This window comes from Rhizobium sp. GW821-FHT14E12 (assembly GCF_058803745.1).
Genome location: NZ_JBXAPH010000003.1, coordinates 478116 through 504680, shown reverse-complemented (window position 1 = coordinate 504680; position 26565 = coordinate 478116). Strand labels below are relative to the sequence as shown.

Below are 26565 nucleotides of genomic sequence, written 5' to 3'. Positions count from 1 at the left end.
CAAAACTGGAAATTCCGAAACATGGCGATCCAGAGATAGCAAGAAGCAACGGATGATGAAAAGGAACTGTATCCACTATCCGATAAATGAGCTGTATAGTCGCACGAATATCGACTTATTCCTGAACCGGATTGCCAGGCAATCGTGGTCGTAGAACTACGTCAGATCCGAATATTTATTCAACTTCTACGAGCTATTTTCAACCTCGGCGTGACATCAAATCCGATGACGGCGCTGTGCCGAAAGCAGCAAAATAGGCTTGCGAAAAGCGACCCACATTCACAAAACCCCAGCGCCGGGCAATATCGGTTACCGATAGCGTCGAATCGGCGGTTAGAATGTCATGACGGGCGTTCTCCAACCGCAATTGCCGAAGATACGCCCTTGGCGTGGTGTTTAAAAACCGCTGGAAATTGACTTGCAAGGCACGAACGCTTACCCCCGCCGCGGCCGCCATGTCTGAAATCGTGATCGGCATTGCAGTATGCTCCCTGGCAAATTCCAGTGCTCTTTTGACCTGTCGCGGAGCAATCGAGTTTGAAAAGGACCTACAGCCCGTAAGGGTGTGACGCAGATTATCCACCATCAAAAGGCAGAACATCTCCTGGAAGTTTGCCAAGGCGATCGGCGACACTGTGAGGGATTCGTTGGCGCAAATATCGTCTCTGAAGAATCGTATCAACTTAAGAAGCTGAGCAGCAGCCCCAGTCGAAAAATCCAGCAAAGGCGTGAATTCAAAACTGGAAGGAACCGATCTTTCGAAAGTAGTGGTAAGAGCTTTTACCACCGCTTCCCGCGGCACGTAGAACCCTTCGCCAACTGACCCCGCCCCAATATCGATAACAGAATAGCGATCGACGGTTGCCAGCACCCCCCTTCCCGGAACTGCTGCGTGTCGCGTCCCTCCGATCGTCAGTTCGTGGTAGGATCCGTGCTCTGCGAAGAAGACGAAAGCATTGCCTTCAATATTCACTTCAAAATTGCGTCTGGCCGCGCTCGAACCGTTCCAGCCCACGAATTCGCTGATCCCGTGCACGCCGAACGAAAACGGGCTGTAACAATCGTTATTTAGCGGCCGGTAGTGGTGAGTTCCTCTTCCAGCGGATAGCCACTGCGCAAGTTCCCCTGACGTAAGAGGGGCATTTTCCAACTTTACCTTCATTATCCGGTTCACGAGCACAGGTCCCCTCGCGGCAGGCTGAAGGCTGCAGTGTGTTGGCCGTCATGAAGAGAGTTGGGCGCTGAGCCCGGCCCACGATATGTCATATACAACGCCCCCATGATGAGAATATTCTCTGTTCGCTGCCATCCTGAGCGACAAGCAATCGATGTCCTCTTTCGATCCGGCCATGAAGATCATGAACAGCGTTAGATGCAGTCAGCCATTTGATCAACGCCGCCGGTAGTCGGCTCGTATCCAAAAAACGTGTTGCTATCCGTCGAGCGCAGGGATCGAATCCCCTGTCGTGAACTCCTGGGGATGTGTCGCCACGCTGCTTGATTGGAACGCCTGAGCCTGCCTCTCTATATCTCGCCCGGCATGATGACGGGCACGCCATGGCCCCGCGCACACCCCCATTTATGTCACGGTCGGCCATGGCGTTTTGATCACGCTGACCGGCATCGTAACGTTAACCGGGTCCCAGCCGTTGCCTCCCCTATACCCGCCGGGTGGCGAGGGTCGCGCTCAAACGCATCGAAACACAGAGGATCCGGGACCGAATCTAGAAACATGCGCCGCCTGACATCAGCTCCATAGGCGCGACTCCGTTTCCTGTGCGCCATCATTCCTCGCAACAGAGCCAATCTTATGCGTCGATTTCTTGGATTTTTGACCTGTTAATCAATGGTTAACCATAATCGCGCTTATTTCAATCTGGACGAAGGTCCTGTTCAAAGCCGTCACGTAATTTTCCCACCAATATGACGATAGACGACGACCGCGATTACAAAGATGCACCTGCTTAAAACAATAGCGCTACTGTCGTTAGCTGGTCTGGGAACCAGTTGCACAACGACGGGCGGCGTGCGGCAATCGACAGGCGCCGAAATAGTTGCCAACGAAAAGGCGCTGGCATTTCCGCCACCAGGCGGTCCCGCTATCGTCACTGTAGTCGAGCGCAGGCATAAGGACGATGTGGAGCAGACGATTTCGCTTGCTACGTCATCGTCGGTGGTCGGCCAGAATTTTCTGAAAATACAATTCCTAGGCATATCCGGAGGCAACCCCGGACAGGGCAGCACACCTTACAAAGCAGTTAGCGAAAATGCGATAGCGCGCGAACTGTCGGCGGCAATACCGGGTGTCAGGCTCGCTCGCTCCGCGACCTTCGTACAGAATACCTACGGTCCGTTCGGTTATGCTTCCGGTCAAAGCCGCTCTGGAGATACCTGCCTTTACGCCTGGCAGCAAATTCGTGCTGGACGCTCCACGCAAGCGCAAGTGCAGAATTTCAGCATGGTTCAGATCCGGCTCCGGCTGTGTGATGCCCGTGCAAGCGAGCGCCAACTTCTCAGTACAGTCTACGGCTATACGATTGCCGGTGGCTTCGGGAATGAAGCGCTGAATCCATATGGAGCGGTGCGAGGGGCCGACGCGGTGCTCGCTCGCCCTGGCGATCCCGTCTATCCGGATATGGGCGACTATCGCAGCAACGCGACGCCGATCGGCTATGAAGCCGCCCCTCCTGCTGTTCGTACCGTGGTCGTGCGCCGCCAGGTCACCGCCTCGCCGCAAACCCTACCAGCCGCGTCCCTTCCGCAGGCAATTGGGCCACGGGTGCCATTACCGGGAGAACAATACGGCCAGGCTCAGACGAACGCGGTTCCAATGCCGGCAACGACAACAGGACAAGCTCAGCCAGCAGCGACACAAACCTATAGCACTATCGTACCCTCCCCGGATTGTATCGGTGCAGTGGCCAACACTGCCTGCATGAAATAGATTTTAGTCATTTGGAGCGCCAGGATGGCGTTTGGCGAATACCTTTTGAAGGAACACCGATGCAGACAGCACGAAGCATCTTGATATGGGCTGCCGTTTCCCTATGCGGCATCGTGCTGATCACATTACCGGTCAACCTGCAAACACAACTTATCGCCAGCGTGGTTGCCGTCACCTTCATGGCCGTCATCAAGGTCCTGAAACGCCAGGGCACCTGGCGGCTGGTTGCACTCGCCTTAGGCACTTCGATCGTGTTGCGCTATGTCTACTGGCGCACGACCAGCACCCTGCCGCCTGTCAACCAGCCCGAAAACTTCATCCCCGGCTTGCTGCTTTATCTTGCGGAAATGTACAACGTGGCAATGCTGATGCTCAGCTTGTTCATCGTCGCAACGCCCCTGCCTTCACGCCCTCCCCGCGCAGCAAGGGTGCAACAGTTTCCTTCCGTCGACGTTTTCGTCCCGTCCTACAATGAAGATATCAACCTTCTGGCCAATACATTGGCGTCAGCCAAGGCGATGGATTATCCGGCCGACAAGCTCAAAGTCTGGCTGCTCGACGACGGCGGCACATTGCAAAAACGCAACTCCACCAAGGTTCTGGAATCGCAGACGGCAATTGCGCGTCATAACGAGCTCCAGCAGCTTTGCCAGGAGCTCGATGTCAAATATCTGACGCGCGAGCGCAACGAACATGCCAAGGCCGGAAACCTCAACAATGGCCTTCAGCATTCGAACGGCGACCTGATCGCCGTCTTCGATGCCGACCACGCGCCGGCGCGCGATTTTCTGCTCGAAACCGTCGGCTATTTTGAAGACGATCCGAAGCTCTTTCTCGTCCAGACGCCGCATTTCTTCATCAATCCGGATCCGCTTGAACGCAATCTGCGAACCTTCGACAACATGCCGAGCGAGAATGAGATGTTTTACGGCATCATTCAGCGCGGCCTGGACAAATGGAATGCAGCCTTCTTTTGCGGTTCAGCGGCGGTATTAAGCCGCAAGGCCCTTGAGTCCCAAAGCGGCTTCAGCGGCATCAGCATCACGGAGGATTGCGAGACCGCACTTGCGCTGCATGGCGCCGGCTGGAACAGCATCTATGTCGACAAGCCGCTCATTGCCGGTTTGCAGCCTGCAACATTCGCGAGCTTCATCGGCCAGCGCAGTCGCTGGGCGCAAGGCATGATGCAAATCCTGCGTTTCCGCTTCCCGCTGCTGAAGCGCGGGCTCACCCTGCCGCAACGCCTCTGCTACATGTCCTCGACGCTGTTCTGGCTTTTTCCCTTTCCACGCGCCATCTTTCTGTTTGCGCCTCTCTGCTACCTGTTCTTCGATCTGGAGATCTTCACCGCGTCCGGCAGCGAATTCCTCGCCTACACGCTTGCCTACATGCTCGTGAATCTGATGATGCAGAACTATCTCTACGGCTCGTTCCGGTGGCCCTGGATTTCGGAACTCTATGAATATGTGCAGATGGTGCATTTGCTGCCTGCCGTCATCTCCGTCATTTTCAATCCGCGAAAACCGACCTTCAAGGTCACGGCCAAGGATGAATCGATTGCGGTCAGCCGCCTTTCCGAGATCAGCCGTCCTTTCTTCGTTATTTTTGCCGTGCAGGTCATCGCGCTTGTGATCACGGTATATCGCATCTATGCCGAGCCCTATAAGGCTGACGTGACGCTTGTCGTCGGCGCCTGGAACCTCATCAACCTGATCCTAGCTGGTTGCGCATTGGGCGTCGTGTCGGAGCGTGGCGAACGATCTTCCTCCCGTCGCATCAGGGTCGACCGTCGCAGCGAACTTGGCGTCAACGGCAAATGGCATACCGCCTCGATTGAGGATGTTTCAGTCCATGGTGCACGGCTTAACGTGTTCAACAAGGAGCTCGATCCGTTGGTTGTCGGTACGGAGGCGACACTCCGTTTCCAACCTTATGGCGGTGGCGAGATACAAACGTTGCCGGTGCTCGTGCGCAATATCCATCCGTCCGGCGAGATCACGACGATCGGGTGTCAGTATGTACCCAAGGGCGCGTCAGATCATCGCTTGATCGCGGATCTGGTATTTGCAAATTCCGATCAATGGACGCAGTTCCAGAAGAGCCGTCGCCGCAATCCCGGCATTATCCGCGGGACGATCTGGTTCCTGGGATTGTCGCTATACCAGACGAGCCGCGGTCTGCTCTATTTCTTCCGTGGCATGCGTCCGGAGCGCGAGGCAGAGCAACAAAGAGCAAAGGCAGGTAACAGATGAAAGCGATCCTTTCAGCTGTCATTTTGACGATCGGTACCGCCACGCTCGCCTCCGCACAGACCCTGCCGTTCGATATGTCGCGAGAACGACCGCAGACATCGGCGCCGACCGTGCCGCCGGTAGTCTTGCCGGCGCCGGCGCAAAACACACCAGCGCCTAGTACAGCAACAGCGACAATCGCCAACAGCGGTTTCCAGCGCTATGTCGTACCCTTCGCGAACTTTAAGCTGGAAGGCGAATATGATCGAAAGTCATGGTCGATCTACCTGACCCCCGAACAGGCCGCCGCGCCGGCGAGATTCAACTTTTCCTATCAAAATTCCGTGGTTGTCGCGCCCGAGGCGTCACAGCTGACGATCTTTCTCAACAACCGCCCGATCGGCCAGCAGCAAATCGGGTCGCCAGACAATCCGTCGGCGATCAGCTTCGACGTTCCACGCGGCCTGTTGCAACCGGGAGCCAATCTGGTGTCGTTCGAGGCGACGCAGCGCCATCGCACCGACTGCAATATTCAATCGACCTATGAACTCTGGTCCGATATCGATCCCGCCCGGACCTATCTAAGCTTTGCCGAAGAGGGCGCGCAAAAGCTGTCGGGCACGGACGCCATTCGTGCCATCGGTGTCGACGGCGCTGGCAAGACGGAATTCAACCTTGTCGTACCGGCACTGGCCCAACCCGGCACCACAAAGCCCTTGCTCAGGCTGACACAGGGCCTTTCGGTGCTCAGCGGAATGCCGAATGAGACCTTTTCCTTCAGCACGGATTCATTACCGCCGCCCGGCCCCGGAAAGATGACTGTCGTCGTCGGCACGCCTGCCGAACTGCAACCGTTATTTCCAACGCCGGCCGCCGCGCAAAATGCGGCCCTTGCAGCTTTCGTGCGGGATCCACGCACCGGTTCGACAGTCCTTCTCATCAGCGGGCCATCGTGGCAGTCGGTTTCGGCCGCGATCGATATCGTCGTGTCACCGACCGACCGGGATCCAGGTATCCGCCGCGACTTGCTGGTGACCCAGCGATGGTCTTCCCCGGATGCGCCGTTGATCTTTTCGGACACAAACCTTTCATTCTCGCAATTGGGTATCGAGACGACCGAGTTTTCAGGTCGTCGCTTCCATACGAGCTTCAATGTGGCAATCCCGGCGGACTTCTATGCCAACGCCTATGGAGAGGCGACCATCTATCTCGATGCAGCCTATGCCAAGAATGTGCGACCCGGCAGTCATATCGATGTCTATGTCAACGGCAGCATTGCCACGACTAAGCCGATTACCGCGCCCGGTGGCGGTATTTTCCGGAAGCTGCCCATTCGCGTGACGATGCGTCACTTCAAGCCTGGCCTCAACACGGTAACATTGGAAGCCATGCTGCTGACCGATGACGACGACGTCTGCGCGCCAGGCACAACGGCCGACAAAGCGGCGCGTTTCGCGCTGTTCGATACAAGTACGTTTCAAATGCCGGATTTCGCCAGGGTCGCCCAGCGCCCCAATCTCGCGGCTCTGGCCGGCACCGGCTATCCCTATGGTCGCAGCACCACACCCACCGCACTGTTCATCGACCGAACCGATACCGATACCCTGTCCGCGACGGCAACGCTTTTGGGCCAAATGGCAATCGTCGCGGGACATCCAATCGCGGTTGACCTTATCGCGTCGCCGGGCAGCGCCGGAGACCGCAACGCGATCTTTATCGGTCCCATCTCGCAGATACCAACAACGACTTTGTCCCAAATGAACATCGCGGCGGCGAGCCAGGCATCCTGGCGCCCTCCTCTACCGGGACAAGTGGCCCAGCAGGAGAGTGCTGCAACGGTCGACGAATGGCGCTCGCGAATTGGAGGCGGCTTGTTGCAGCTGCAGCTCCAGTCGTTCCAGGACTGGATGCATCGCAATTTCGACATCTCCTGGAGCTCGCTGCAGTTCATTCCAGGGGCCGAGCAGATCTTCACACCTTCGAATCTCAACAGCTTCATGATTGCCCAGGGAGAAGGCGCGACGGCAAACTCCACATGGACGATCGTGGCAGCGCCCTCGGCAAAGGATCTGCGAGCAGGCGCCAACGCCATCACATCGCTGGGCGAATGGTCGCAAATTGCCGGCCATGTTACCGTTTATTCCGCCAAGACCGGAAAGATCGACACCGTGCCCGTAAGCCGTTTCGACTTTGTGACGACGCAACCCTGGTCGTTTACCAACTATCGTCTGATCGCCGCGAACTGGCTTTCTAGCAATATCCTGTCCTATGCGCTGCTGCTGATTGCCTCCTCATTGCTGATCGGCATAACGACGGCGGGCATTCTCGCAAAGATCGGCAGGCGCGGATGAAACGCTGGCGCATCATTGCCGCTTTAAGCAGCATCGTTTTCTTGGCGATGAGCCAGCCGCTCGCGGCGCAACATGCCGCGATCGATCCGCAGGCCTGGGAGGCCTACAAAGCAAAGTTCCTCGACGCAAGCGGCCGGATTGTCGACAACGGGAATGGCAACATCAGCCATAGCGAAGGGCAAGGCTACGGCCTGTTGCTTGCCTATCTTTCAAACAGCCCGGCCGATTTCGAACAGATCTGGTATTTCACGCGAACGGAGCTGCTCCTGCGCGACGATGGTCTTGCGGCTTGGAAATGGGACCCTGCGACGACACCTCACGTCGCGGACACCAACAATGCCTCCGATGGCGATATACTGATCGCCTATGCATTGGCGCTGGCGGGATCGGCCTGGAGCAAAAAGGATTATCTGAGCGAGGCGTCGCATATGGCGCAGGCGCTGCTTTCCCATGTCGTCGTCCATGTCGGCGGTCGGACTCTTCTCCTTCCCGGCGCCGAAGGCTTTGGAACCAACGATCGTGACGACGGCCCGGTGATCAACCCATCATACTGGGTTTACGAGGCGCTCCCTGTCATGGCGGTCCTGGCACCTTCCGACAACTGGCAAAAACTGAAGGACGACGGCCTCTCGCTACTGCGATCAATGCAGTTCGGACCGCGAAAGCTGCCGGCGGACTGGGTGAGCCTGCATGCCAAACCAAGTCCGGCGGAAGGTTTTGACGCCGAATTCGGCTACAATGCCATTCGCATCCCGCTTTATCTGGCCAGAGCGGGCATAACCGACAAGGCGCTCCTGATGCGATTGCAAGCGGGCATGACCGGCGACGGCGATGCCCCGGCCACGATCGACCTTACGACGGGCAGATCGAAGCAGCCGCTGACGGAGCCCGGTTATCGAATTGTTAACGATGTTGTGGCGTGTGTGACGAGTGGGACGAAATTACCCGCGTCGGTTCGCCAGTTTGCACCGTCCCTTTATTACCCGTCGACCCTACAATTGCTGGGCCTGGCTTTCATCGAGGAGAAGCATCCGGAGTGTTTATAAAGTCCTCTCTGATTACGGTTTCCTTGGCAGTCGCGGCAACAGCAGTTGTCATGACAGTGAGAGACCGTGGGACGATCGAGGACAAGCTCCGAGTATCAGCGGTGCATCATTCCGACATGCCGTCGGGACCAACCTCACGCATCAAGCAAACCGATATGGCGTTCGATGCGTCAGCCGCCGACATGGGAACTATTGCCGATCGCATCCAGGCGAGCGCTCCTTCCGCGGTCCTGCCCAACGCACCGTCGGCGATCCAAACCACCACCGATACGCCAGCCGCTGTCGCCCAGGCAGCTCCCCAGTCCGGCGCGCCGCACCCCGCCGCGGAACCGAAGGTCGATGAAAGTGCGCTGCGCTATTTCGCCAGCCGCGGCGACAAGGCGCGGCTTCAAGCCGAGATATCCCGACTTCAGGCGCTTTATCCGAACTGGGTGCCGCCCACCGATCCATTGGCTATACCACGAAATAGCGACAAGCAGCTTGAAGCCATGTGGCAGCTTTATTCCGAAGGCCGTTATGCCGAGCTGCACAAGGCGATCACGGATCGGCAAGCGGCGGAATCCGCGTGGCAGCCGCCCTCGGATCTGCTGGAACGCCTTGAGGTCGCCGAAGCCCGCACACGCCTGATCAATGCCTCCGATCTCAAGCAATATGCGACCGTCGTCGAGCTTGGCGCCAGCACGCCAAGCCTACTCACCTGCAGCGACATCGATATTTTATGGCGCGTCGCGGAAGCCTTTATCCGAACAGATCGGGCCAACCGCGGCCAGGACACCTACGCCTATATTTTGAAGAACTGTGCCAACCCTCAAGAGAGGCTTGCGACGACGCAGAAGGCCGCAGCCCTGCTGCCTTACCAGCCCATGCAGGATATCCTGGCGCTCGAAAAGCCGGACGGCAATAGCGGGCGTGAATTCGACAGCATTCGCACAGACCTTGCGCGCCGGTTTGTCGCCGAGGGCAACGATGATCCGAAATTGGACGTCGCGCCGACTTATCTGGCGGAGGTCGAGCGCGTGGCCCAAAGCCAGGGCCTTGCTTCCGACGCCGTTCTTCTCGGCTGGTACTATCTGCGCCGCCAGAACTATGGCGACGCAGAAAAATGGTTCCGGATCGCCCATGACAAGGGAGATTCGGCAACAGCATCGCAAGGCTTTGCGCTGGTCCTGATTGCCGACGGCAACCCCCAGGAGGCGGAAGACGTCATGTATAAGTGGCGCGGTGTCTCCAAGGACGCGACAGCGACCTACCTCGCGGCGACAGCCAATCTGATGGCGTTGCAGCCGCCGGCCGCTCTTGGCGAAAATGTGCTTGGCCGTATCGCCACCGAAGTCATCGCGCAGAAATACGTGCCGACAGCCCAACAATTCGGCTGGTTTGCACGCTCGCTGAACCAGCCGCAAACCGCGCTACGCTGGTTCGAGACCGCGCTCAACTGGAAGCCCGATGACGAACCATCGGCCTATGGGCTCGCCGTTACCCGCAATCAGCTGAACGACCGGCAAGGTGTGGCGGAGGTCCAAAGACTTTGGGCGGGACGGTCCGAGCGCATTGCCAGGCTCAACGAGGTCAAGCCGCAAGTTCCTGTCGGCTCCACGCCGCTGCCTTTGCCAAACCAAGCAGTGCCGCAAACAGCTGCGGCGTCGACACCGGCCCTTGCCGCACCGCCCGCTAAATCCGAGACCAATGTGGCTACGGACCGAGGCTCTTCTCCGCCGACCGGATATGGTCAATCCGAGCGGCAAGCTTCGCCGGTACGGCGCAGCGCTCGCCAACCCCGAGGCTGCTCCGCGACGATCAACGCGCAGCTTCTTGCTCCGGGGGATGCTTTGTCGCGCGGTTGGTGCCTGATGGATCTCAACCGTCCCATGGAAGCGATTTCCGCCTTCGAAACGGCGATGAACGCTCCGGCCGGCAAGATGCGGGAGGATGCCGCTTACGGGCAAAGTCTTGCCTATCTGCGTGCGGGGCTCACCAACAATGCAGCCGTCGCCGCGACCAAGGCGCCCCTCAGCCATCAGCGCGCCGCCGAGTTGCAAGTTGCGATCCTGGCCAACCGCGCGCTCTCGGCATTCAGCGCCAAGCGCTATCAGGAGACCCTGATCTATCTTGATCAACGCGCGCAACTCCAGCAGGAGCGGTTGGATCTGATGGTGCTTCGCGGTTATTGTTATCTCAACCTCAAGATGTATGACGATGCCGAGCGTATATTCACCGCAGTGGCCGCGACCGGCAGCAAGGACGGGAATCGCGGTCTTACCGATTTACGACTTGCTCTTCATCCAGATCATGGCGAATGATCGGGGCTAGCTGCGATCGACGGCGGCAGGACGTCCCGCGATGAGATTTCAATAGGGCAGCATTCATGGACTTGCCACGATGTCAGAATATGGCAACCGTATCATAACGAATCGCAAGTACGATGACGTGCTTTAAGGTAGGTTTCCCGAGTGACCCACGCCTCGCCAAAACACGTAGAAACCGACAGTAATGTCATTAGACTATGGGCGGAACTCGAACATCGCACCAAAGTCACCCCCGCCATGCTCCATTCGATCAACAAAGAAGGTCGGCTGATCTCGGTCAGTGACGCTTGGCTCGCCAAACTTGGCTATACGCACGAAGAGGTGATTGGCAGGCCGTCTTCGGATTTTCTGACGCCCGAATCCCGCGCCCACGCGATCAACGAAGTCTTGCCGGCGTTCTTCGCAACCGGCCGCATCGATGATGCGGAATATCAGATGGTGTGCAAGAACGGACGGATCATCGACGTCCTGTTGTCAGCCGTGCTGGACGATAGCTCCCCCGAAATCGGCGGTGTCTCTCTGGCTGTCGTCACGGATGTGACCGCGCTCAAGACCGTCGAACGGCAATTGGCTGCCAGCGAGACGCGCTATAGAGGCCTGGTGGAAGACCAATCAGAGCTGATCTCCCTTGCCAGCCCTGAGGGCGTGCTACGATTCGTCAATCATGCCTACGCGCGTCACTACGGTCTGCAGCCGGATGAAATGATCGGCAGAAGTCTCTTCGATTTCGTGCCGGAAGACAGTCGCGCCGCAGTGGCCGCACATCTTCGGCACGTATGCAGCGTCGATCATAGCGTAGAAGACGAAAACCAGGTCATTCTGCCAAACGGCCAACCCCGCTGGATGGCTTGGAGGAACAGGGCGCTTACCGACGCCGACGGACGCGTCGTGGCTATTCATTCGGTCGCTCGCGATATTGATGACCGCGTGGCGGCGGAGCAGCGTCTCAAGGAGAGCGAGGCACGCTATCGTCTATTGGCGGATCACGGCTCCGACATGGTGTTTCAACTCGATCGCGATTTGGTGCGCCGCTATGTTTCGCCAGCTTGTCGCGAAATTTTGGGTTACGAGCCGGAGGAGTTGATAGGGAACAAGCCCATGAACTTGGCCCATCCGGACGAGCGCTCGCAAATAATTCTTGCTTTTCAAGCATTGCTGAACGGCAGCGTGGAGCGCCGGTCGGTCATCAATCGTTTTCGCCACCGCGACGGACACTGGATTTGGGTCGAGGCACAGCTAAAGACGCTGAAGGATCCGCAGACAGGAAAACCGACGGGAATCATCGGAACGCTGAGAGACGTTTCGGCGCGAAAGGCTATCGAGGACGAGTTGCAGGACGCCAATCGGCGTCTGCAAGCGCTTGCTGAGCAGGATGGGTTGACCGGCTTGGCCAACCGACGATTTTTCGACAACGCCCTCTTGCGCGAAGCTGGTCGGGCTCGCCAGGACAAAACGAGCCTCGGACTGCTTATGATCGACGTCGATTGGTTCAAGGCTTTCAATGATTGCTATGGCCATCCGGCCGGCGACGAATGCCTGAAGAGGATCGGCGCGGCAATCCAAAAAATAGTCAGCAGGCCTGGCGATGTTGCCGCACGTTATGGCGGAGAGGAATTCGCAGCACTGCTGCCAGATACCGACGAGCCGGCAGCCGCGGCGATCGCCGAACAGATTCGGCAGGCTGTGCTCGAGCTTGCAATCGAGCACAGGGTTAGCCCGAACCAGGTAGCCACCATCAGCGTCGGCGCCGCGGCATTGACGGAAGGGGCGGTTACCGACCCTGCAACGCTTCTGCACAATGCCGACCGTGCACTTTATCGCGCCAAAGAAAATGGTCGCAACAAGGTGGCCTGCAGCACGCCGTCTGGAACGACTATCTGATCGGCGCGGCAAAACCTACTAGTCGGGTTGAGGGGCGGAGGTTGTTTCGCCTTCCGAAAGCTCGCAAGCGAACAGGACCGGGCTATCGGCGCTAGGTGCCGGTTGCTTATCCAACAAAGCCGCCACCGCCGCCGCGGCGATCTTTTGAATCGGCTGCTTCACCGTTGTCAGGCGCGGCGTCGTCATACTTGCAAGCGGAATACCGTCAAAGCCTACGATGGAAAGGGCCGCGGGTATCGGGATACCGAGGTCATGCGCTGCCCTCATGCAGCCGATCGCTTGCTGATCCGAACTCGTAAATATGGCTGTCGGACGCTCATTGCGGGCACGCGCCAGAAGATAGTTTCCCGCAGATCGGCCACTCTCATAGTCGAAAGCCGCCTCGGCAATCAGGGGCGCGTTTGTGATTTTCGGGCTGCCTTCAACATGCTCCATCGCATCCAGATAGCCCCTCAGGCGATCATTGGCGGGAACCGACTGCTGGGGACCGGAGATGAAGCCGATGCGGCGATGCCCCAGCTTCAAAAGATACTCGACGCCAAGCCTGGCACCATTGCGGTGGTCGGCGGCGATCCCGGAATATCCCGGCATGAGACGGTCGACAACGACGATCGGCACTGCCTTTGGCGGCGTTATCGTATGAAAATCGTTGCTGGGAACGAGAATAATGCCATCCACCTTTCGGCTGGTCAGCTGCCCAATCCGGTTCACTTCCTTTGCCGCCTGATCAAAGGAAGTCATAACGATGATATTGTAACCGTGATTTGCCGCCGCCTGTTCGGCGGACTGGACGAATTCCGCAAAGAAAGGATTGGTCAGGTCCGGAATGATGATGCCGATGAGACGGCTGACCTTGCTTCGCATGCTTCTTGCGGACGGATCGGGCGTATAGCCGAGTTCCTTTATGATCCCTCGGACCCGCTCCCTCAGTTCCTTCGTGACCGAAGGATGATCATTCAAAACCCTTGAGACAGTCCCGGTGGAAACACCTGCGAGCTTGGCAACATCCCGAATTCCGACCTTTGGCATGGCAAAAATTGATGTCCTCTCATTTCGCCTTCAACGACAAACCAAAGGCACTGATCCAGATTTCAGCTAGCTGTCTCTACCGCCTTAGTCAAAGGGGCGCACTCAAATGTGATTGCTGATGTTCTATAGCGTGAAAGCAATGAAACTTGCAATGGAAACGGTTCATTACAAGCAGAAACGATCATATTGCAAAGCAGCAAATCTGACTAATATTAGACATTTAAACGTCGACTTGACAATTTTTCGAGCCATTGATACCCAATGACTGTGGAAACGGTTCATTGTCGTCGACAACTCAGGTGGAGCTGAGCGTTGAGCCGTTTATCGGGAGGATAAGAAATGTCGAATTCCAAAGAGCGTAATTCTGTCTTGACCAATGTGCCGCGACGCGCGGCGCTGAAGCTTGGGCTTGCGGGCACGTTGATGCTTGCACTGTCCTGTGGCGCTTCGCCCGCTTTCGCGGCCAACAAGCCCAAAGTCGGCTTGATCATGAAGTCCCTGTCCAACGAGTTCTTCAAGCAGATGAAGGCAGGCGCCGACAAATATGCGGCGGAGAACAAAGACAAGTTCGACTTCAAGGCCGTCGGCATGAAGGACGAGCGTGACTTCGCTTCGCAGGTCGATGCCGTCGAAAACTTCGTGACGCAGAAATACGACATCATCGTCGTCGCGCCTGCTGATTCAAAGGCCATGGCCACGCCGCTTGCAAAGGCGGTAAAAGCCGGCGTCAAGGTCATCAATATCGACGTGCCGCTCGATGCTGATGCCAAGAAGGCGGCCGGTATCAACCTTGCTTTCTTCGGACCCGACAACACCGAGGGCGCCAAGCTTTCGGGCGATGCTCTTGCCAAGGATCTGGGGCCGGGCGCGAAGGTCGTGATCCTGGAAGGCAATCCTGAGGCCGACAACGCCAAGGAACGCAAGGTAGGCTTCATGGACTCCATCAAGAGCGGCAAGCTCGAGCTTCTCGACAGCAAGACCGCGCATTGGGAAACGGAAGAAGCCAATACCGTCATGACGAATTTCCTGACCAAATATAAGGATATTCAGGGCGTCATGGCTGCAAACGACTCCATGGCTCTCGGCGTCGTCAAGGCTCTCGATGCGTCCGGCCAGAGCGGCAAGATCAAGGTCGTCGGATTCGATAATATTCCATCCGTCAAACCGTTGATCAAGGACGGCAAGATGCTTGCCACCGTCGAACAGTATGGCGCGGAAATGGCGGCCATGGGCATCAAGTACGGCCTTCGCGAACTTGCCGGCGAAAAGTTCACCGGCTGGGTCAAGACGGACGTTACGCTCATCACCGCCAAGGACCTCAAGTAGTCGAGATTACCGGCTGCAAGGGCCAAAGAAAGCGCCGGTTCATGACCGGCGCTATCCGCTTCCCAGCCGGTTTTCGCATCGGTCGCTCAGCGGGAAGCTCATCCAAGCCATCCCCTGCTGCGCCGAGGGGATGTTGTCTCCAATTCGAACTGAAACAGGCATGAGGTGGACGTGTCAGGCACACCAGATGACTTCATCTTGAAGCTGGAAGGCATAGGCAAACGCTTCCCCGGCGTCGTCGCCCTCAAGGATGTCTCCATAAAGATCGGCCGCGGCAAGGGGCACGTCCTGCTTGGTGAGAACGGCGCCGGAAAATCCACCCTGATCAATCTGCTCGGCGGCTTATTCAGACCGGACGACGGACAAATCACGTTTGACGGCAAGCGCTATGATCCTGCCTCCCCGCTGGAAGCGTTCAAGGCCGGCATCCGCGTCATTCACCAGGAACTGCACCCTCTTTCCAATCTTACGATTGCCGAAAACCTGCTCTTTGAGCATCTTCCTCGCCGATACGGCCTGGTGAACTACAAGGAATTGAACCACAGGGCGGCCGAACTCTTGGCTGAAGTGGGCCTCGACGTCGCTCCGACGACGCTGGCCAGTCGTCTTAGCGTTGCGCAGCTTCAGCTGCTCGAGATTGCCAAGGCGCTTTGCTACGAAAGCAAGCTGTTGGTTCTTGACGAACCGACAGCAACCTTGACCTCCAAGGAAGTCGATCGCCTGTTTGAAATTCTGAAGCGGCTGAAGGGCCGTGGGGTTACGACCCTCTACATATCGCACAGGCTTGAGGAGATCTTCGAGGTCGGCGACGACGTAACGGTCCTGCGCGATGGCCAGCATGTGATCACTCGCCCGCTTGCGGGATTGGGCATCCCACAAATCGTCGAACTGATGGTCGGACGAACGCTTTCGGATCATGGCGTTTTTCGCGGTGATATCGCGGTGTCAGGCGAGGCGCTTGGCGTTTCCGGCCTGAAGGTGACGCGAAATAGCCCCGAATTGTCCTTTTCCGTCTCAAAGGGAGAAATCGTCGGCATTGCCGGCCTTGTGGGCAGTGGCCGGACGGAGGCGGTTCGCGCGATATTCGGCGCCGACGTCAAGGCTGCCGGCGAAATTCGCATCAATGGCGAGCCGGTAGAGATCAACTCGCCCAAGGACGCCGTTGCAGCAGGCCTCTGCCTGGCAACCGAAGACCGCAAGATGCAGGGCCTGATGCTCGACATGAGCTGCGCGCAAAACACCACCATAACGGATCTCGGCAAGGTCTCCCGCAACGGCTTGATCATCCAAAAGGCGGAGGACGCTCAGTCGGAACGCCTTGTGCGCGAGCTGCGTATCAAGACCCCGTCGATCCGCCAGGCGGTGAGAACCTTTTCCGGGGGCAATCAGCAAAAGGTGGTGATTGCCAAATGGCTGTTCCGTGGCCCCAAGGTGCTGATTTTCGATGAACCGACCCGTGGGATCGATGTGGGCGCGAAGGCGGAAATCTATGAACTCCTGTCGAAATTTGCCGCTGAAGGCAAAGGCGTTCTGGTCGTGTCGTCCGATCTGCCGGAGCTCATCAGCATCTGCCATCGCATCATCGTGCTGTCGGATGGCAAGATAGCCGGCGAAATATCTCGGGAACAATTTGAAGAGGGCAAGATCCTCTCGCTTGCTTACAAGGAGTACAGTCGTGTCCGGGAACGTTGAAAACAAGACCGAGCCGAAAGAGAGCCGCTTCTGGGACAAGGTTATTAGGATCTCGATGAAAGAGGCCGGCGTAGCCATCGCCCTCATTCTGATCCTTGCGTTTTTCTCGGCGACGGCACCCTATTTCGCGACGCCGGAGAACTTCCTCAAGATCTTCGTCCAGATCGCCATCAACACAGTGCTGGCCTCCGGCATGACCTTCGTCATTCTTGTCGGCGGCATCGATCTGTCCGTCGGATCGCTGCTCGCCCTTTGCACGGTCATCGGCGCGACCATCATGATCGATCCCCGCCTTTCCCCATGGCAGGCGATCGTTCTGGCATCGCTCGCATCGATGGGAACGGGTGCTATCCTTGGCGCGGTCAACGGGTGGGTATGCGAAAAGTGGAAGCTTCCTTCCTTCATCGTCACACTTGGCATGCTCAACGTCGCCAGCGGCCTGGCACGCGTTGTCAGTGACAACTCCACCATCACCGGACTGCCGCAACCCTTCGTCGATTTTGGTAATCTGATCTTCTGGGGCGTACTCCCTTCGATCTTCCTGATCGCGATTATCGTCGTCCTCATCGGCTGGTTCGTTCTACGCTATACGGTTTTCGGGCGCTTCGTGTTTGCAATCGGTACCAATGAGGAAGCGGTCCGGCTGTCCGGGCATGAGCCAAAGAAATACAAGGTCGCGGTCTTCACGATTTCCGGGCTGACAGCGGGCATCGCAGCTATGGTCTATCTGCTGCGGCTGAACGTCGGCAGCCCGGTCGCAGGCATCGGCTATGAGTTGAATGCCATAGCCGCGGTCATCATCGGCGGAACCAGCCTCTCGGGCGGCAAGGGCTCGATCATCGGAACCCTGGTTGGCGCCTGCATTCTACAGGTGCTCTCTACGGGCCTCCAGCTTCTAGGCGCGGATGACAACATCAAGCCGATCGTGATTGGTGCCGTCATCGTGCTGGCCGTTATTCTCGACAGCTATCGTGGCCGGTTGATGCGGATACTCGAAACACGTTGACTTTGAGGCGGCATTACCATCGCGTGGAGCCGTTACCAGGCCACTGGTTGTGAACTGGCCGCGGATACTGTCTGTTGAATTCCGTGTAAAATCCACGCAGCTTGCCATCTTGTTGTGACCCAGCAACTGTCCTGAAACTAATGTTTCTCACTGTCTCGTCTCAAGTCCGTGAGCTAGCCCTGAGCAATGACCTCGTCAAGATCCCCTGCAACAATTTGAAATTGATAGAGAAATTGGAACGTCAATAGGGTCATGAGCGACTCCTATATCGCGCCAGAGAGGCGCTTGAGAGTGCCGTAGAATTGCTCGCCGAAGCAAACAGGTTTACGGAATTGAAAGGAGCGGAACCGGAAGCTGTCAATTGGAATTTCGGTTTAGACCTTTCGAGGACCTCGGCAGCCAATTTCCCCCTCAAACCGATGTCACGCGCGGAGGCGTTCTGGAAATCTTTCCGAACGGAGCGCATCGCCTGGTTGCCAAAAAACCATAATTGTTCCACCAAGATCACACATTAGACAGTCAACCTTGAGAATCGGATCAAAGCTTAATGCGTATACGATATGGTTTCCTCTGCATATTCTTGGCAATTGCACCGTCGGCATATGCTCTGGAAGCCGGCGCACCGCCAGTTTTGACGCCGCTGCCGCAACAGGGCCAGGCCGCTCATTTGAGCGCGCAATTTCTGACGCGCTTCCACTATAAGCCCGTTCCGCTGGATGATGCCTTGTCGGTCAAGGTCATGAACCGGTTTATCAAGTCTCTGGATCCGGACCGTGTCATCTTCCTGCAGACGGATATCGACACTTTCATGGTCAGCAGTACCAAGATCGATGACGCCATCAATCAGGAAGACTTGAATATCCCATTTTCCATTTTCAACGTTTATGAGCAGCGCGTCGTCGATCGCATGAGCTACGCGCGCAGCCTGCTCAGTCAGAAGTTCGACTTCAGTGTGAAGGAAGACTATCCGCTGATCCGCGACAAGGAGCCTTGGCCGAAATCCGAAGCGGAAAGCAATGAGCTGTGGCGCAAACGCGTCAAGAGCGACTGGCTGCGCTTGAAACTGGCGGGGAAGACTGACGCGGCCATTCGCGATACGCTCGACAAACGCTACAAAAACTCCCTCGATCGTGCCTACAAGTACAAGAGCGACGATGTGTTCCAGTCATTCATGGATGCCTACACAACGTCGGTTGACCCGCATACCGATTATTTCGGCGCGACCGCTTCGGCTGAATTCGATATTTCCATGAAGCTTTCACTGGTTGGTATCGGCGCGGTACTGCAGGAAAGAGATGACTACACGACGATCCGTGAACTCGTGCCCGGTGGCCCAGCGCAATTGTCCGGCAAGCTTGCGGTCGGTGACCGCATTACCGGTGTCGGTCAAGGCGAGCACGGTGCGATAAAGGAAGTGGTCGGTACGCGCCTCGATGAGATCGTGCAGATGATCCGGGGGGCAAAAGATTCCGTCGTGCGCCTGGACATCTTGCCGGCAGACGCCGGACCAGATGGCAAACATCGCCTCATCAGCCTGGTGCGCGATAAGATCAGCCTCGAAAAGCAGGCTGCCCAGAAGACCATTCTGTCGGTAAAGGACGGCGACGCCACGCGCAAAATCGGTGTGATCACTCTGCCGGCGTTCTATGAGGACTTCGAGGCGCGTCGAAAAGGCGACAAGGATTACAGAAGCGCAAGCCGCGATGTCGCCAAGCTTCTCACTGAACTCAACCAAGACAAGGTCGACGGCGTTCTGATCGACTTACGCAACAATGGCGGCGGCTCGCTGTCCGAGGCGATCGATTTGACCGGCCTGTTCGTTGGCAAAGGTCCGGTGGTTCAGCAGCGCGATGCGGACGGCAAGGTCGAGGTAGAAAGCGATGATCTTCCCGTGCCGGCCTGGACTGGCCCGGTTGGCGTATTGATCAATCGCGGCTCGGCTTCGGCCTCCGAGATTTTTGCCGCGGCGATTCAAGACTATGGTCGAGGGGTGATTGTCGGCGAACCCAGCTTTGGCAAGGGCACCGTGCAGACTGTGGTCAATCTTGACCAGGTGGCCCGCAACAGCAAGCCGAAATTTGGCGAGCTGAAATTGACGGTTGCTCAGTTTTTCCGTGTCAATGGCGGGACAACACAGCTGCGCGGTGTGACGCCTGACATCAGCCTGCCGGGCCTTTCGGACCCCAAGACCTTCGGTGAGGCAAGCTATGACAATGCTCTGCCGTGGACTGAGGTCAAGCCAGCCAACTATAAGGCTGACGGCAGTATAAAGGCATTGCTGCCGCAACTGCAAAGCCGCCACGATGCCCGGGTGCAGAACGATCCGGATTTCCAGCGCTTTGTGGAAGACATTACCGCACTGAAGGCGCAGCGCGAGAAACGGGTTATCTCCCTCAATGAAACCGAACGTCGCAATGAAGTGGCCGCTCAGGCAAATCGCCTCAAGTCGCGCGACAAAATAGACGACGGCGTGGACACTGACGGAGACGATGGCCTGCAGGCAAACGAGCGCAGCCTGAGTGCTGACATTGCCCTTGAGAAAGCCCGCAAGAATGCAAAAGACGTCCTCTTGAACGAGGCCGCCTCCATTGTCGCCGACGAGGCGGATCTGCAAGCAGGCGTGCGCTGAAGGCTATCGCGCAACGATCGGGAAACATTGACGGAAAATAGCAGTCTCGCGACAGAAAGGCCCGCACAGCGCCAGAATGCACATTCTTTAAGCCACTCGATTGCTTGACACTTTTTTAGTCGACCCATAGACTTTTGACCAAACGATCAAAAACGTGGGAACAGACAATGACACATGACATCATGCTATCGCGCCGTGCGGTGATCGCGTCTGGCATCGCTCTTGGCGTGAGCGCGCTTGCGCCTGCCGCTCGTGCTGCCGCGCCGCTGAAAGTTGCCGGCATTCATGCCTCGCCGGTGGAAAATGCGTGGAACTCCTGTCTGCACAAGGCGCTTCAGGACGCGGCCAAGGAAGGCGTGATCGAGTATGTGTTCTCCGAGGGCGTGTCGGGCACCGACTATCCCCGCGCCATGCGCGAATATGCCGAACAGGGCAACAAGCTGATCATCGGCGAAGCCTATGCTGTGGAAAAGGAAGCTCGACAGGTGGCGGCTGACTATCCGGACACTGCCTTCGTGCTTGGCTCCAGCGGCGAGGCCGCCGGCGGCAATTTCGGCGTATTCGGCACCTGGAACCATGACGGCGCCTATCTCGCCGGCATGCTCGCCGGCAAGATGACCAAATCGAACGTCGTCGGCTCGGTCGGCGCGATCCCGATCCCGGAAGTCAACATGCTGATCAATGCCTTTGCCGCCGGCGTCAAGGCGGTCAATCCCGACTGCAAGCATCTCGTCTCCTTCATCGGCACCTTCTTCGACCCGCCGAAGGCGCGCGAGGCGGGCCTGGCGCAGATCGACGCCGGCGCCGACATTCTGTTCGGCGAGCGCATCGGCACGGCGGATGCCGCCAAGGAGCGCAAAATCAAGTCGGTCGGCTCGCTGATCGACTATACGCCGCGCTATCCGGACACAGTGTTTGCCAATGCCATGTGGTATTTCCGCCCCATCCTCAATGCGGCGATCGCCGACGTTGTGGCCGGCAAGCCCGTTGGGCGCAACTACACGGCCTATGGGCTGATGAAGGATGGCGGCAGCGACATCGTCTACGTGAAGGGCGTGGCACCGGCAGATGCAGAGGCGGCGATGGAAAAGGTCCGCGCCGACATCAAGGCCGGCACCTTCGAGGTTCCCAAGATGATGGAGCAGCCGAAGTAATCCGGCCCGATCATGACCAGCCACCCATCCGCCGATGCCACCGACCTGGCCGGCGCCATCAAGGCCGGCAAGCTCACCTGCATGGACGCCATGCAGGCCGCTCTTTCCGTTCACGAGCAGCAAGCCGCTCTTGGTACTATCGCCCATCTCGACGCCGGGATGGGCCTTGCTTCCGCTCAGGCGCTGGATCAGGAACGATCACAGTCTCCGGATCGCTTTACCGCCCGCTCCTTCGCCGGCGTGCCGACGCTTGCCAAGGATCTCGGCGGTCCCTTTGCGGGACTGCCGGTGACGGCGGGCTCGCGTCTGTTCAAGCGTGAAGGCGGTGAGGCCGATAGCGATCTTGCAAAACGGTTTCGCGAGGCAGGCTTCTGCCTGTTCGGGCTGACCACCAGCCCGGAATTCGGCTTTTCCCTGGCATCCGAGCCCGCGATCGGCCCGATCTGCCGCAATCCGCTGGATCCCACCCGCACCGCGGGTGGCTCCTCAGGCGGTGCGGCGGCGACCGTGGCGGCAGGTATCGTTGCGCTTGCCCACGCCACGGATGCGGGCGGTTCGATCCGTGTGCCGGCCGCATGCTGCGGTCTTGTCGGCCTGAAGCCGACGAGGGGCGCGATACCGGCCGGCCCTTCCTTCGGCAACCATCTCGGCGGCATTGCCAGCGAACTTGCGGTGACACGCTCCGTGCGCGATACCAGCCGGCTCCTTGAGGTCCTTAGCGGCGAAACCAAGGGGCCTTTTGCGGATATCGAGCGGATTGCAGCGCAAGCGGGATCGCTGCGGATTGGCCTGCTTGCTGACACAGGCACACGCCATCCCACCATGCCGGAACGGCAGCAAGTCGTCGAAGCCGCGGCACGCTTTCTCGAGACACAGGGGCACCGGATCGTCCCGCTCGCCTGGAGCGATGTCGAACAGCCGGTCTTGGCCAGCGGACGCGCTTTTGGCGACATCATCTCCGTCAACATAGCCGCCCTGGTGGATGGTCTCAAACTCGACATGCAGGCTGCAGAAACGCTGACACAGGCTTTCATCCTGCGCGGGCGCGCCATGCCGGCAACGGCGCTTTGGGATGCGCTCAATGGCGCGGTGCGGGCGAGCCGCAGCCTGTGGACCCTCTTCGACAGGGTCGATATCCTTCTGACGCCGATGCTTGCCTCGGCGCCGCCGTTGATCGGATCCTTTCCGACGGATCATTCCGACACGGACCTGCATCTCGACCGCATGATGGCTTTTGCGCCGCTTACCTCGCTTGCCAATATCTCCGGCTTTCCGGCCCTGACGCTGCCCTTCGGCGCCGATGCCGATGGCCTGCCATTGCCGGTGCAGATCATGGCGCCGATGGGCAAAGATGCCCTTCTGCTGTCTCTCGCCGCCCGGCTGGAAGCGGACGGACGCTGGCAGCATCGTTACCCGATCGCGGGGCTCGCGGCATGACCGGACCAGTCCTTGAGATAGACGGCGTCAGCAAGCGGTTCGGCGACACCGTCGCCAATGACGATATCTCGCTCACGCTTGCCAAGGGGGAGATCGTGGCGCTGCTCGGCGAGAACGGCGCTGGCAAGACGACGCTGATGAGCATCCTCTTCGGCCATTACGTACCGGATACCGGGCGCATCCTGATCGACGGTGTCGAGCTGCCGCATGGTAAGCCGCGCGCGGCGATTAGCGCCGGCGTCGGCATGGTGCACCAGCATTTCTCGCTCGCGCCCAATCTGACCGTGCTCGAAAATGTCATGACCGGCACCGAAAAGCTCTGGTCGTGGAGATCGCGCACTGGAGCCGCGCGCAAGAAGCTGCTGGCACTCTCCGAGCGTTTCGGCCTGAAGGTCGATCCGGATGCGCGGCTCGGGGATCTTTCCGTCGGCGAACAGCAGCGCGTGGAAATCCTCAAGGCGCTTTATAACGACGCCCGCATCCTGATCCTCGACGAACCGACCGCCGTGCTTACCAACATCGAGGCGGAACGCCTGTTTGCGACGCTCAAGGAAATGGCCCGCCAGGGCCTGTCACTGATCTTCATTTCTCACAAGCTCGACGAGGTGATGGCCGCAGCCGACCGCATCGTCGTGCTGCGCGGCGGCAGGAAGGTAGCCGAACGCGAAGCGTCGCGGACGGACAAGGCGGAACTCGCCGAGGTGATGGTCGGTCATCGGGTAACACGCCCTGTGCGCGAGCCGGGCACACCGGGCGAGGTCGCGCTTGAAGCGCGCGACATGACGGTGAGCATTGGCGGCGTCGAGCGGCTGAAGTCGATCAGCTTCAATCTGCGCGCCGGCGAAATTCTCGGCATTATCGGCGTCTCGGGCAACGGTCAGACGGCACTCGCGCAGATACTTTCCGGCACGCTTGCCCGCACATCGGGCGAGCTTCTCTTCTTCGGCAAGCCGATGGGCAACCCGGACGTCGCCGAAATCGTGGGGGCAGGCATTGGCCGCATCCCCGAAGACCGCAACAAGGAAGGTGCGATCGGCGAGATGGCGATCTGGGAAAACGCCGTGCTGGAGCGCCTTTCCACCTTCTCGAAGAACGGGCTGGTCGACCGGAAGGCCGGCATCGCCTTTGCGCAGGAGATCATCACCGAGTTCGACGTACGGGGCGGCGCTCCGACAAGCCGCACCCGGCTGCTGTCGGGCGGCAACATGCAGAAGCTCATTCTCGGTCGCAACCTCCATCAGCGCCCGAAAATCCTCATCGCCGCGCAGCCGGCGCGCGGGCTGGACGAAGGCGCGGTGGCCGCGGTTCACGCCCGTATTCTGGAAGCACGGCGCAAGGGGACGGCGGTGCTGTTGATTTCGGAGGATCTCGATGAGGTCATTGCGCTAGCGGATCGTATCCAGGCGATCGTTGGCGGCAGGTTGTCACCACCGGTCGACGCTAAGGAGGCGGATGCCCGCATGCTGGGCCTGATGATGGCCGGAGAATGGTCGAAAACACCGGAGGTCGGCCATGCGGTTTGAACGTCGCGAGCATCGTCCTCTCTACCTGATGATCCTGACACCGCTCATCGCCATCGCGGCGGCACTGGCGCTGGCGGGCATATTGATCGCGATTGCCGGCGCGCCGGTCCTTGAGGCTTATCGGCGAATCTTGGTCGGCGCCTTCGGCTCGCGACTGTCGGCAACCGAGACGCTGACGCGTGCCACACCGCTGATGCTGACAGGACTTGCGGCCGCCGTTGCCTTCCGCGCCCGGCTCTGGAACATCGGTGCCGAGGGGCAGTTCTATCTCGGCGCGATTGCCGTCGCCGCCTTCGGCTCGAGCATGCTGGCCGGATTGCCGGCCCCGATCCTGATCCCGCTGCTGCTCGTCATCGGCGCCGTCGCCGGGATGGTGCTGATCCTCATCCCGCTCTGGCTGAGATTGCGTTTCTCCGTCGATGAGGTGGTGACCAGCCTGATCCTCAATTTCATCGCCGTGCTCTTTGTCTCCATGCTGATCGACGGCGTGCTCAAGGATCCCACGGCCTTCGGCTGGCCGCAGTCTCAGGCCGTCGCCGATCACGCCATGCTGCCGAAGCTGATCGCCCGCTCGCGGCTGCATATCGGCTTTTTGATCGCCATCGCCCTGGCTGTCGTCGTCTATTTCGTCCAGTCGCGCACCGTCTTCGGCATGCGGTCGCGCGCCGCCGGCCTCAACCCTTCCGGCGCGGCCTTCGCCGGCGTGCGGCTCGGCGACACGCTCGTCAAGGTCGCCTGCCTTTCGGGCGGGCTTGCCGGGCTCGCCGGCGCGGTCGAGGTGATGGGCGTCAAGGGCTATGTGACCACCGACCTGTCGCCCGGCTTCGGCTATGCCGGCATCGTCGTCGCCATGCTCGCCAATCTCAATCCGCTCGGTGTGGTGCTGGCCGCCATCTTCACGGCCACCATGTTCGTCGGCGCCGATGGCATGAGCCGCAGCCTCGGTATCCCGACCTATATCGCCGATGTCACCGTGGCCTTGTCGCTGCTCACCATGCTGATCGCAGTGTTCTTCACGCAATACAGGATCCGCCGATGAGCGCGCTGTTCGATATCATCGCCTCCGCCGGGCTCTGGGCCGCCGTGCTTCGCATCGCCACGCCGCTGATCTTCGGTACGCTGGGAGCCCTGCTTTGCGAGCGCGCGGGCGTGCTCAACCTCGGCATCGAGGGCATCATGACCTTCGGCGCGATGATCGGCTGGCTGTCGGTCTATCATGGCGCCGATCTCTGGACCGGTCTTCTGATCGCGGCGATTGCCGGCGGCGTCTTCGGCCTGTTGCATTCGGGGCTGACGGTAACGCTCGGCCTGTCGCAGCATGTCTCCGGTCTTGGCGTGACGCTGTTCGCCTCAAGCTTCAGCTATTATGTCTTCCGGCTGGTCGTGCCGGTCGCAGGAACACCGCCGACCATCGTGCCGTTCCAGCCGATCAGCATCCCCGGCCTGTCGACCCTGCCCTTCATCGGCCCTGCCTTCTTCACACAGACCGCGCCGACCTATCTGGCGATCCTGGTTGCGCTGGCCATGGCCTATATCGTCTTTCGCACGCCGGTCGGGCTGGCCATCCGCATGACCGGCGAGAACCCGCATGCCGCCGAGGCGCAGGGCGTCAACCCGATGAAGGTGCGCTACGGCGCCGTGATCGCCGGCAGCGCGCTGATGGGCATGGGTGGCGCCTTCCTGACGCTTTCCGCCTTCAACAGCTTTTTCCCCACCATGGTGCAGGGCCGCGGCTGGATCTGTATCGCGCTGGTCGTCTTTTCCTCCTGGCGACCGGGCCGGGCGCTCTTTGGCGCCCTGCTCTTCGCCTTCTTCGACGCTTTCCAGCTCCGCCTGCAGACGGCGGTGCAAGGCGTGCCCTACCAGGTCTTCCTGATGACGCCCTATATCCTGTCCATCGTCGCGCTGGCCGTCATGAGCCGCCGCGCCCGCGTGCCGCAGGCGCTGATGCAGCCCTATAGGCGCGGCGAGAGATAACTCCGACAGGCGTCGCAGTGACAGGATGGATGG

Annotated in this window: 17 protein-coding genes; 15 read left to right on the top strand and 2 right to left on the bottom strand. The window is 58.9% G+C overall.

The genetic code is table 11. From position 1 onward, the window contains the following. Window positions 1-199 precede the first annotated feature (199 nt). Complete coding sequence (locus AC1RO0_RS15625; protein WP_498593802.1) at window positions 200-1162, bottom strand: helix-turn-helix transcriptional regulator; 963 nt, start codon at window positions 1160-1162, stop codon at window positions 200-202. A gap of 792 nt (window positions 1163-1954) precedes the next feature. On the opposite strand from AC1RO0_RS15625, the gene bcsN reads away from it, so the two are divergent. The 6 genes from bcsN (at window position 1955) to AC1RO0_RS15595 (ending at window position 12759) form a co-directional block, all read left to right on the top strand. Next, window positions 1955-2944, top strand: a complete 990-nt coding sequence (gene bcsN, locus AC1RO0_RS15620) for a cellulose biosynthesis protein BcsN (RefSeq protein ID WP_498593801.1) — start codon at window positions 1955-1957, stop codon at window positions 2942-2944. Window positions 2945-3003: 59 nt separating this feature from the next. Then, complete coding sequence (gene bcsA, locus AC1RO0_RS15615; protein WP_498593800.1) at window positions 3004-5196, top strand: UDP-forming cellulose synthase catalytic subunit; 2193 nt, start codon at window positions 3004-3006, stop codon at window positions 5194-5196. Then, a complete protein-coding gene (locus tag AC1RO0_RS15610; RefSeq protein WP_498593799.1) occupies window positions 5193-7526 on the top strand; it encodes a cellulose biosynthesis cyclic di-GMP-binding regulatory protein BcsB in 2334 nt (777 codons plus the stop codon). Before bcsA ends, AC1RO0_RS15610 begins: the two co-directional genes overlap by 4 nt. Beyond that, window positions 7523-8572, top strand: a complete 1050-nt coding sequence (locus AC1RO0_RS15605) for a family 8 glycosyl hydrolase (protein ID WP_498593798.1) — start codon at window positions 7523-7525, stop codon at window positions 8570-8572. Before AC1RO0_RS15610 ends, AC1RO0_RS15605 begins: the two co-directional genes overlap by 4 nt. 50 nt (window positions 8573-8622) lie before the next feature. After that, complete coding sequence (locus AC1RO0_RS15600; RefSeq protein WP_498593797.1) at window positions 8623-10872, top strand: cellulose synthase; 2250 nt, start codon at window positions 8623-8625, stop codon at window positions 10870-10872. 150 nt (window positions 10873-11022) lie between these two features. Beyond that, window positions 11023-12759: a sensor domain-containing diguanylate cyclase gene (locus AC1RO0_RS15595; RefSeq protein WP_498593796.1), complete on the top strand. Its 1737-nt coding sequence runs from the start codon at window positions 11023-11025 to the stop codon at window positions 12757-12759. 18 nt (window positions 12760-12777) lie between these two features. Here the strand turns inward: AC1RO0_RS15595 and AC1RO0_RS15590 are convergent, their stop codons facing one another. Continuing rightward, entirely contained in the window at window positions 12778-13788 is a 1011-nt protein-coding gene (locus tag AC1RO0_RS15590) for a LacI family DNA-binding transcriptional regulator (RefSeq protein WP_498593795.1), read from the bottom strand. Between the two features lie 339 nt (window positions 13789-14127). Here AC1RO0_RS15590 and AC1RO0_RS15585 point away from each other — a divergent pair, with 339 nt between their 5' ends. The 9 genes from AC1RO0_RS15585 (at window position 14128) to AC1RO0_RS15545 (ending at window position 26532) form a co-directional block, all read left to right on the top strand. Then, complete coding sequence (locus tag AC1RO0_RS15585) at window positions 14128-15114, top strand: sugar ABC transporter substrate-binding protein (RefSeq protein ID WP_498593794.1); 987 nt, start codon at window positions 14128-14130, stop codon at window positions 15112-15114. Between the two features lie 171 nt (window positions 15115-15285). Next, window positions 15286-16806, top strand: a complete 1521-nt coding sequence (locus AC1RO0_RS15580; RefSeq protein ID WP_498593793.1) for a sugar ABC transporter ATP-binding protein — start codon at window positions 15286-15288, stop codon at window positions 16804-16806. Next, entirely contained in the window at window positions 16790-17812 is a 1023-nt protein-coding gene (locus tag AC1RO0_RS15575; RefSeq protein ID WP_498593792.1) for an ABC transporter permease, read from the top strand. The genes AC1RO0_RS15580 and AC1RO0_RS15575 overlap by 17 nt, the downstream gene beginning before the upstream one ends. A 547-nt stretch (window positions 17813-18359) precedes the next feature. Continuing rightward, window positions 18360-20441, top strand: a complete 2082-nt coding sequence (locus AC1RO0_RS15570) for a carboxy terminal-processing peptidase (RefSeq protein ID WP_498593791.1) — start codon at window positions 18360-18362, stop codon at window positions 20439-20441. Between the two features lie 167 nt (window positions 20442-20608). Next, window positions 20609-21595, top strand: a complete 987-nt coding sequence (locus AC1RO0_RS15565) for a BMP family protein (protein ID WP_498593790.1) — start codon at window positions 20609-20611, stop codon at window positions 21593-21595. A 12-nt stretch (window positions 21596-21607) separates the two neighbouring features. Then, on the top strand, window positions 21608-23032 hold the full coding sequence (locus AC1RO0_RS15560) for an amidase (protein ID WP_498593789.1): 1425 nt from the start codon (window positions 21608-21610) through the stop codon (window positions 23030-23032). After that, a complete protein-coding gene (locus tag AC1RO0_RS15555; RefSeq protein ID WP_498593788.1) occupies window positions 23029-24555 on the top strand; it encodes an ABC transporter ATP-binding protein in 1527 nt (508 codons plus the stop codon). Before AC1RO0_RS15560 ends, AC1RO0_RS15555 begins: the two co-directional genes overlap by 4 nt. Beyond that, window positions 24545-25594, top strand: a complete 1050-nt coding sequence (locus tag AC1RO0_RS15550; protein ID WP_498593787.1) for an ABC transporter permease — start codon at window positions 24545-24547, stop codon at window positions 25592-25594. The genes AC1RO0_RS15555 and AC1RO0_RS15550 overlap by 11 nt, the downstream gene beginning before the upstream one ends. Next, entirely contained in the window at window positions 25591-26532 is a 942-nt protein-coding gene (locus AC1RO0_RS15545) for an ABC transporter permease (protein ID WP_498593786.1), read from the top strand. The genes AC1RO0_RS15550 and AC1RO0_RS15545 overlap by 4 nt, the downstream gene beginning before the upstream one ends. The last annotated feature ends 33 nt before the right edge of the window (window positions 26533-26565 follow it).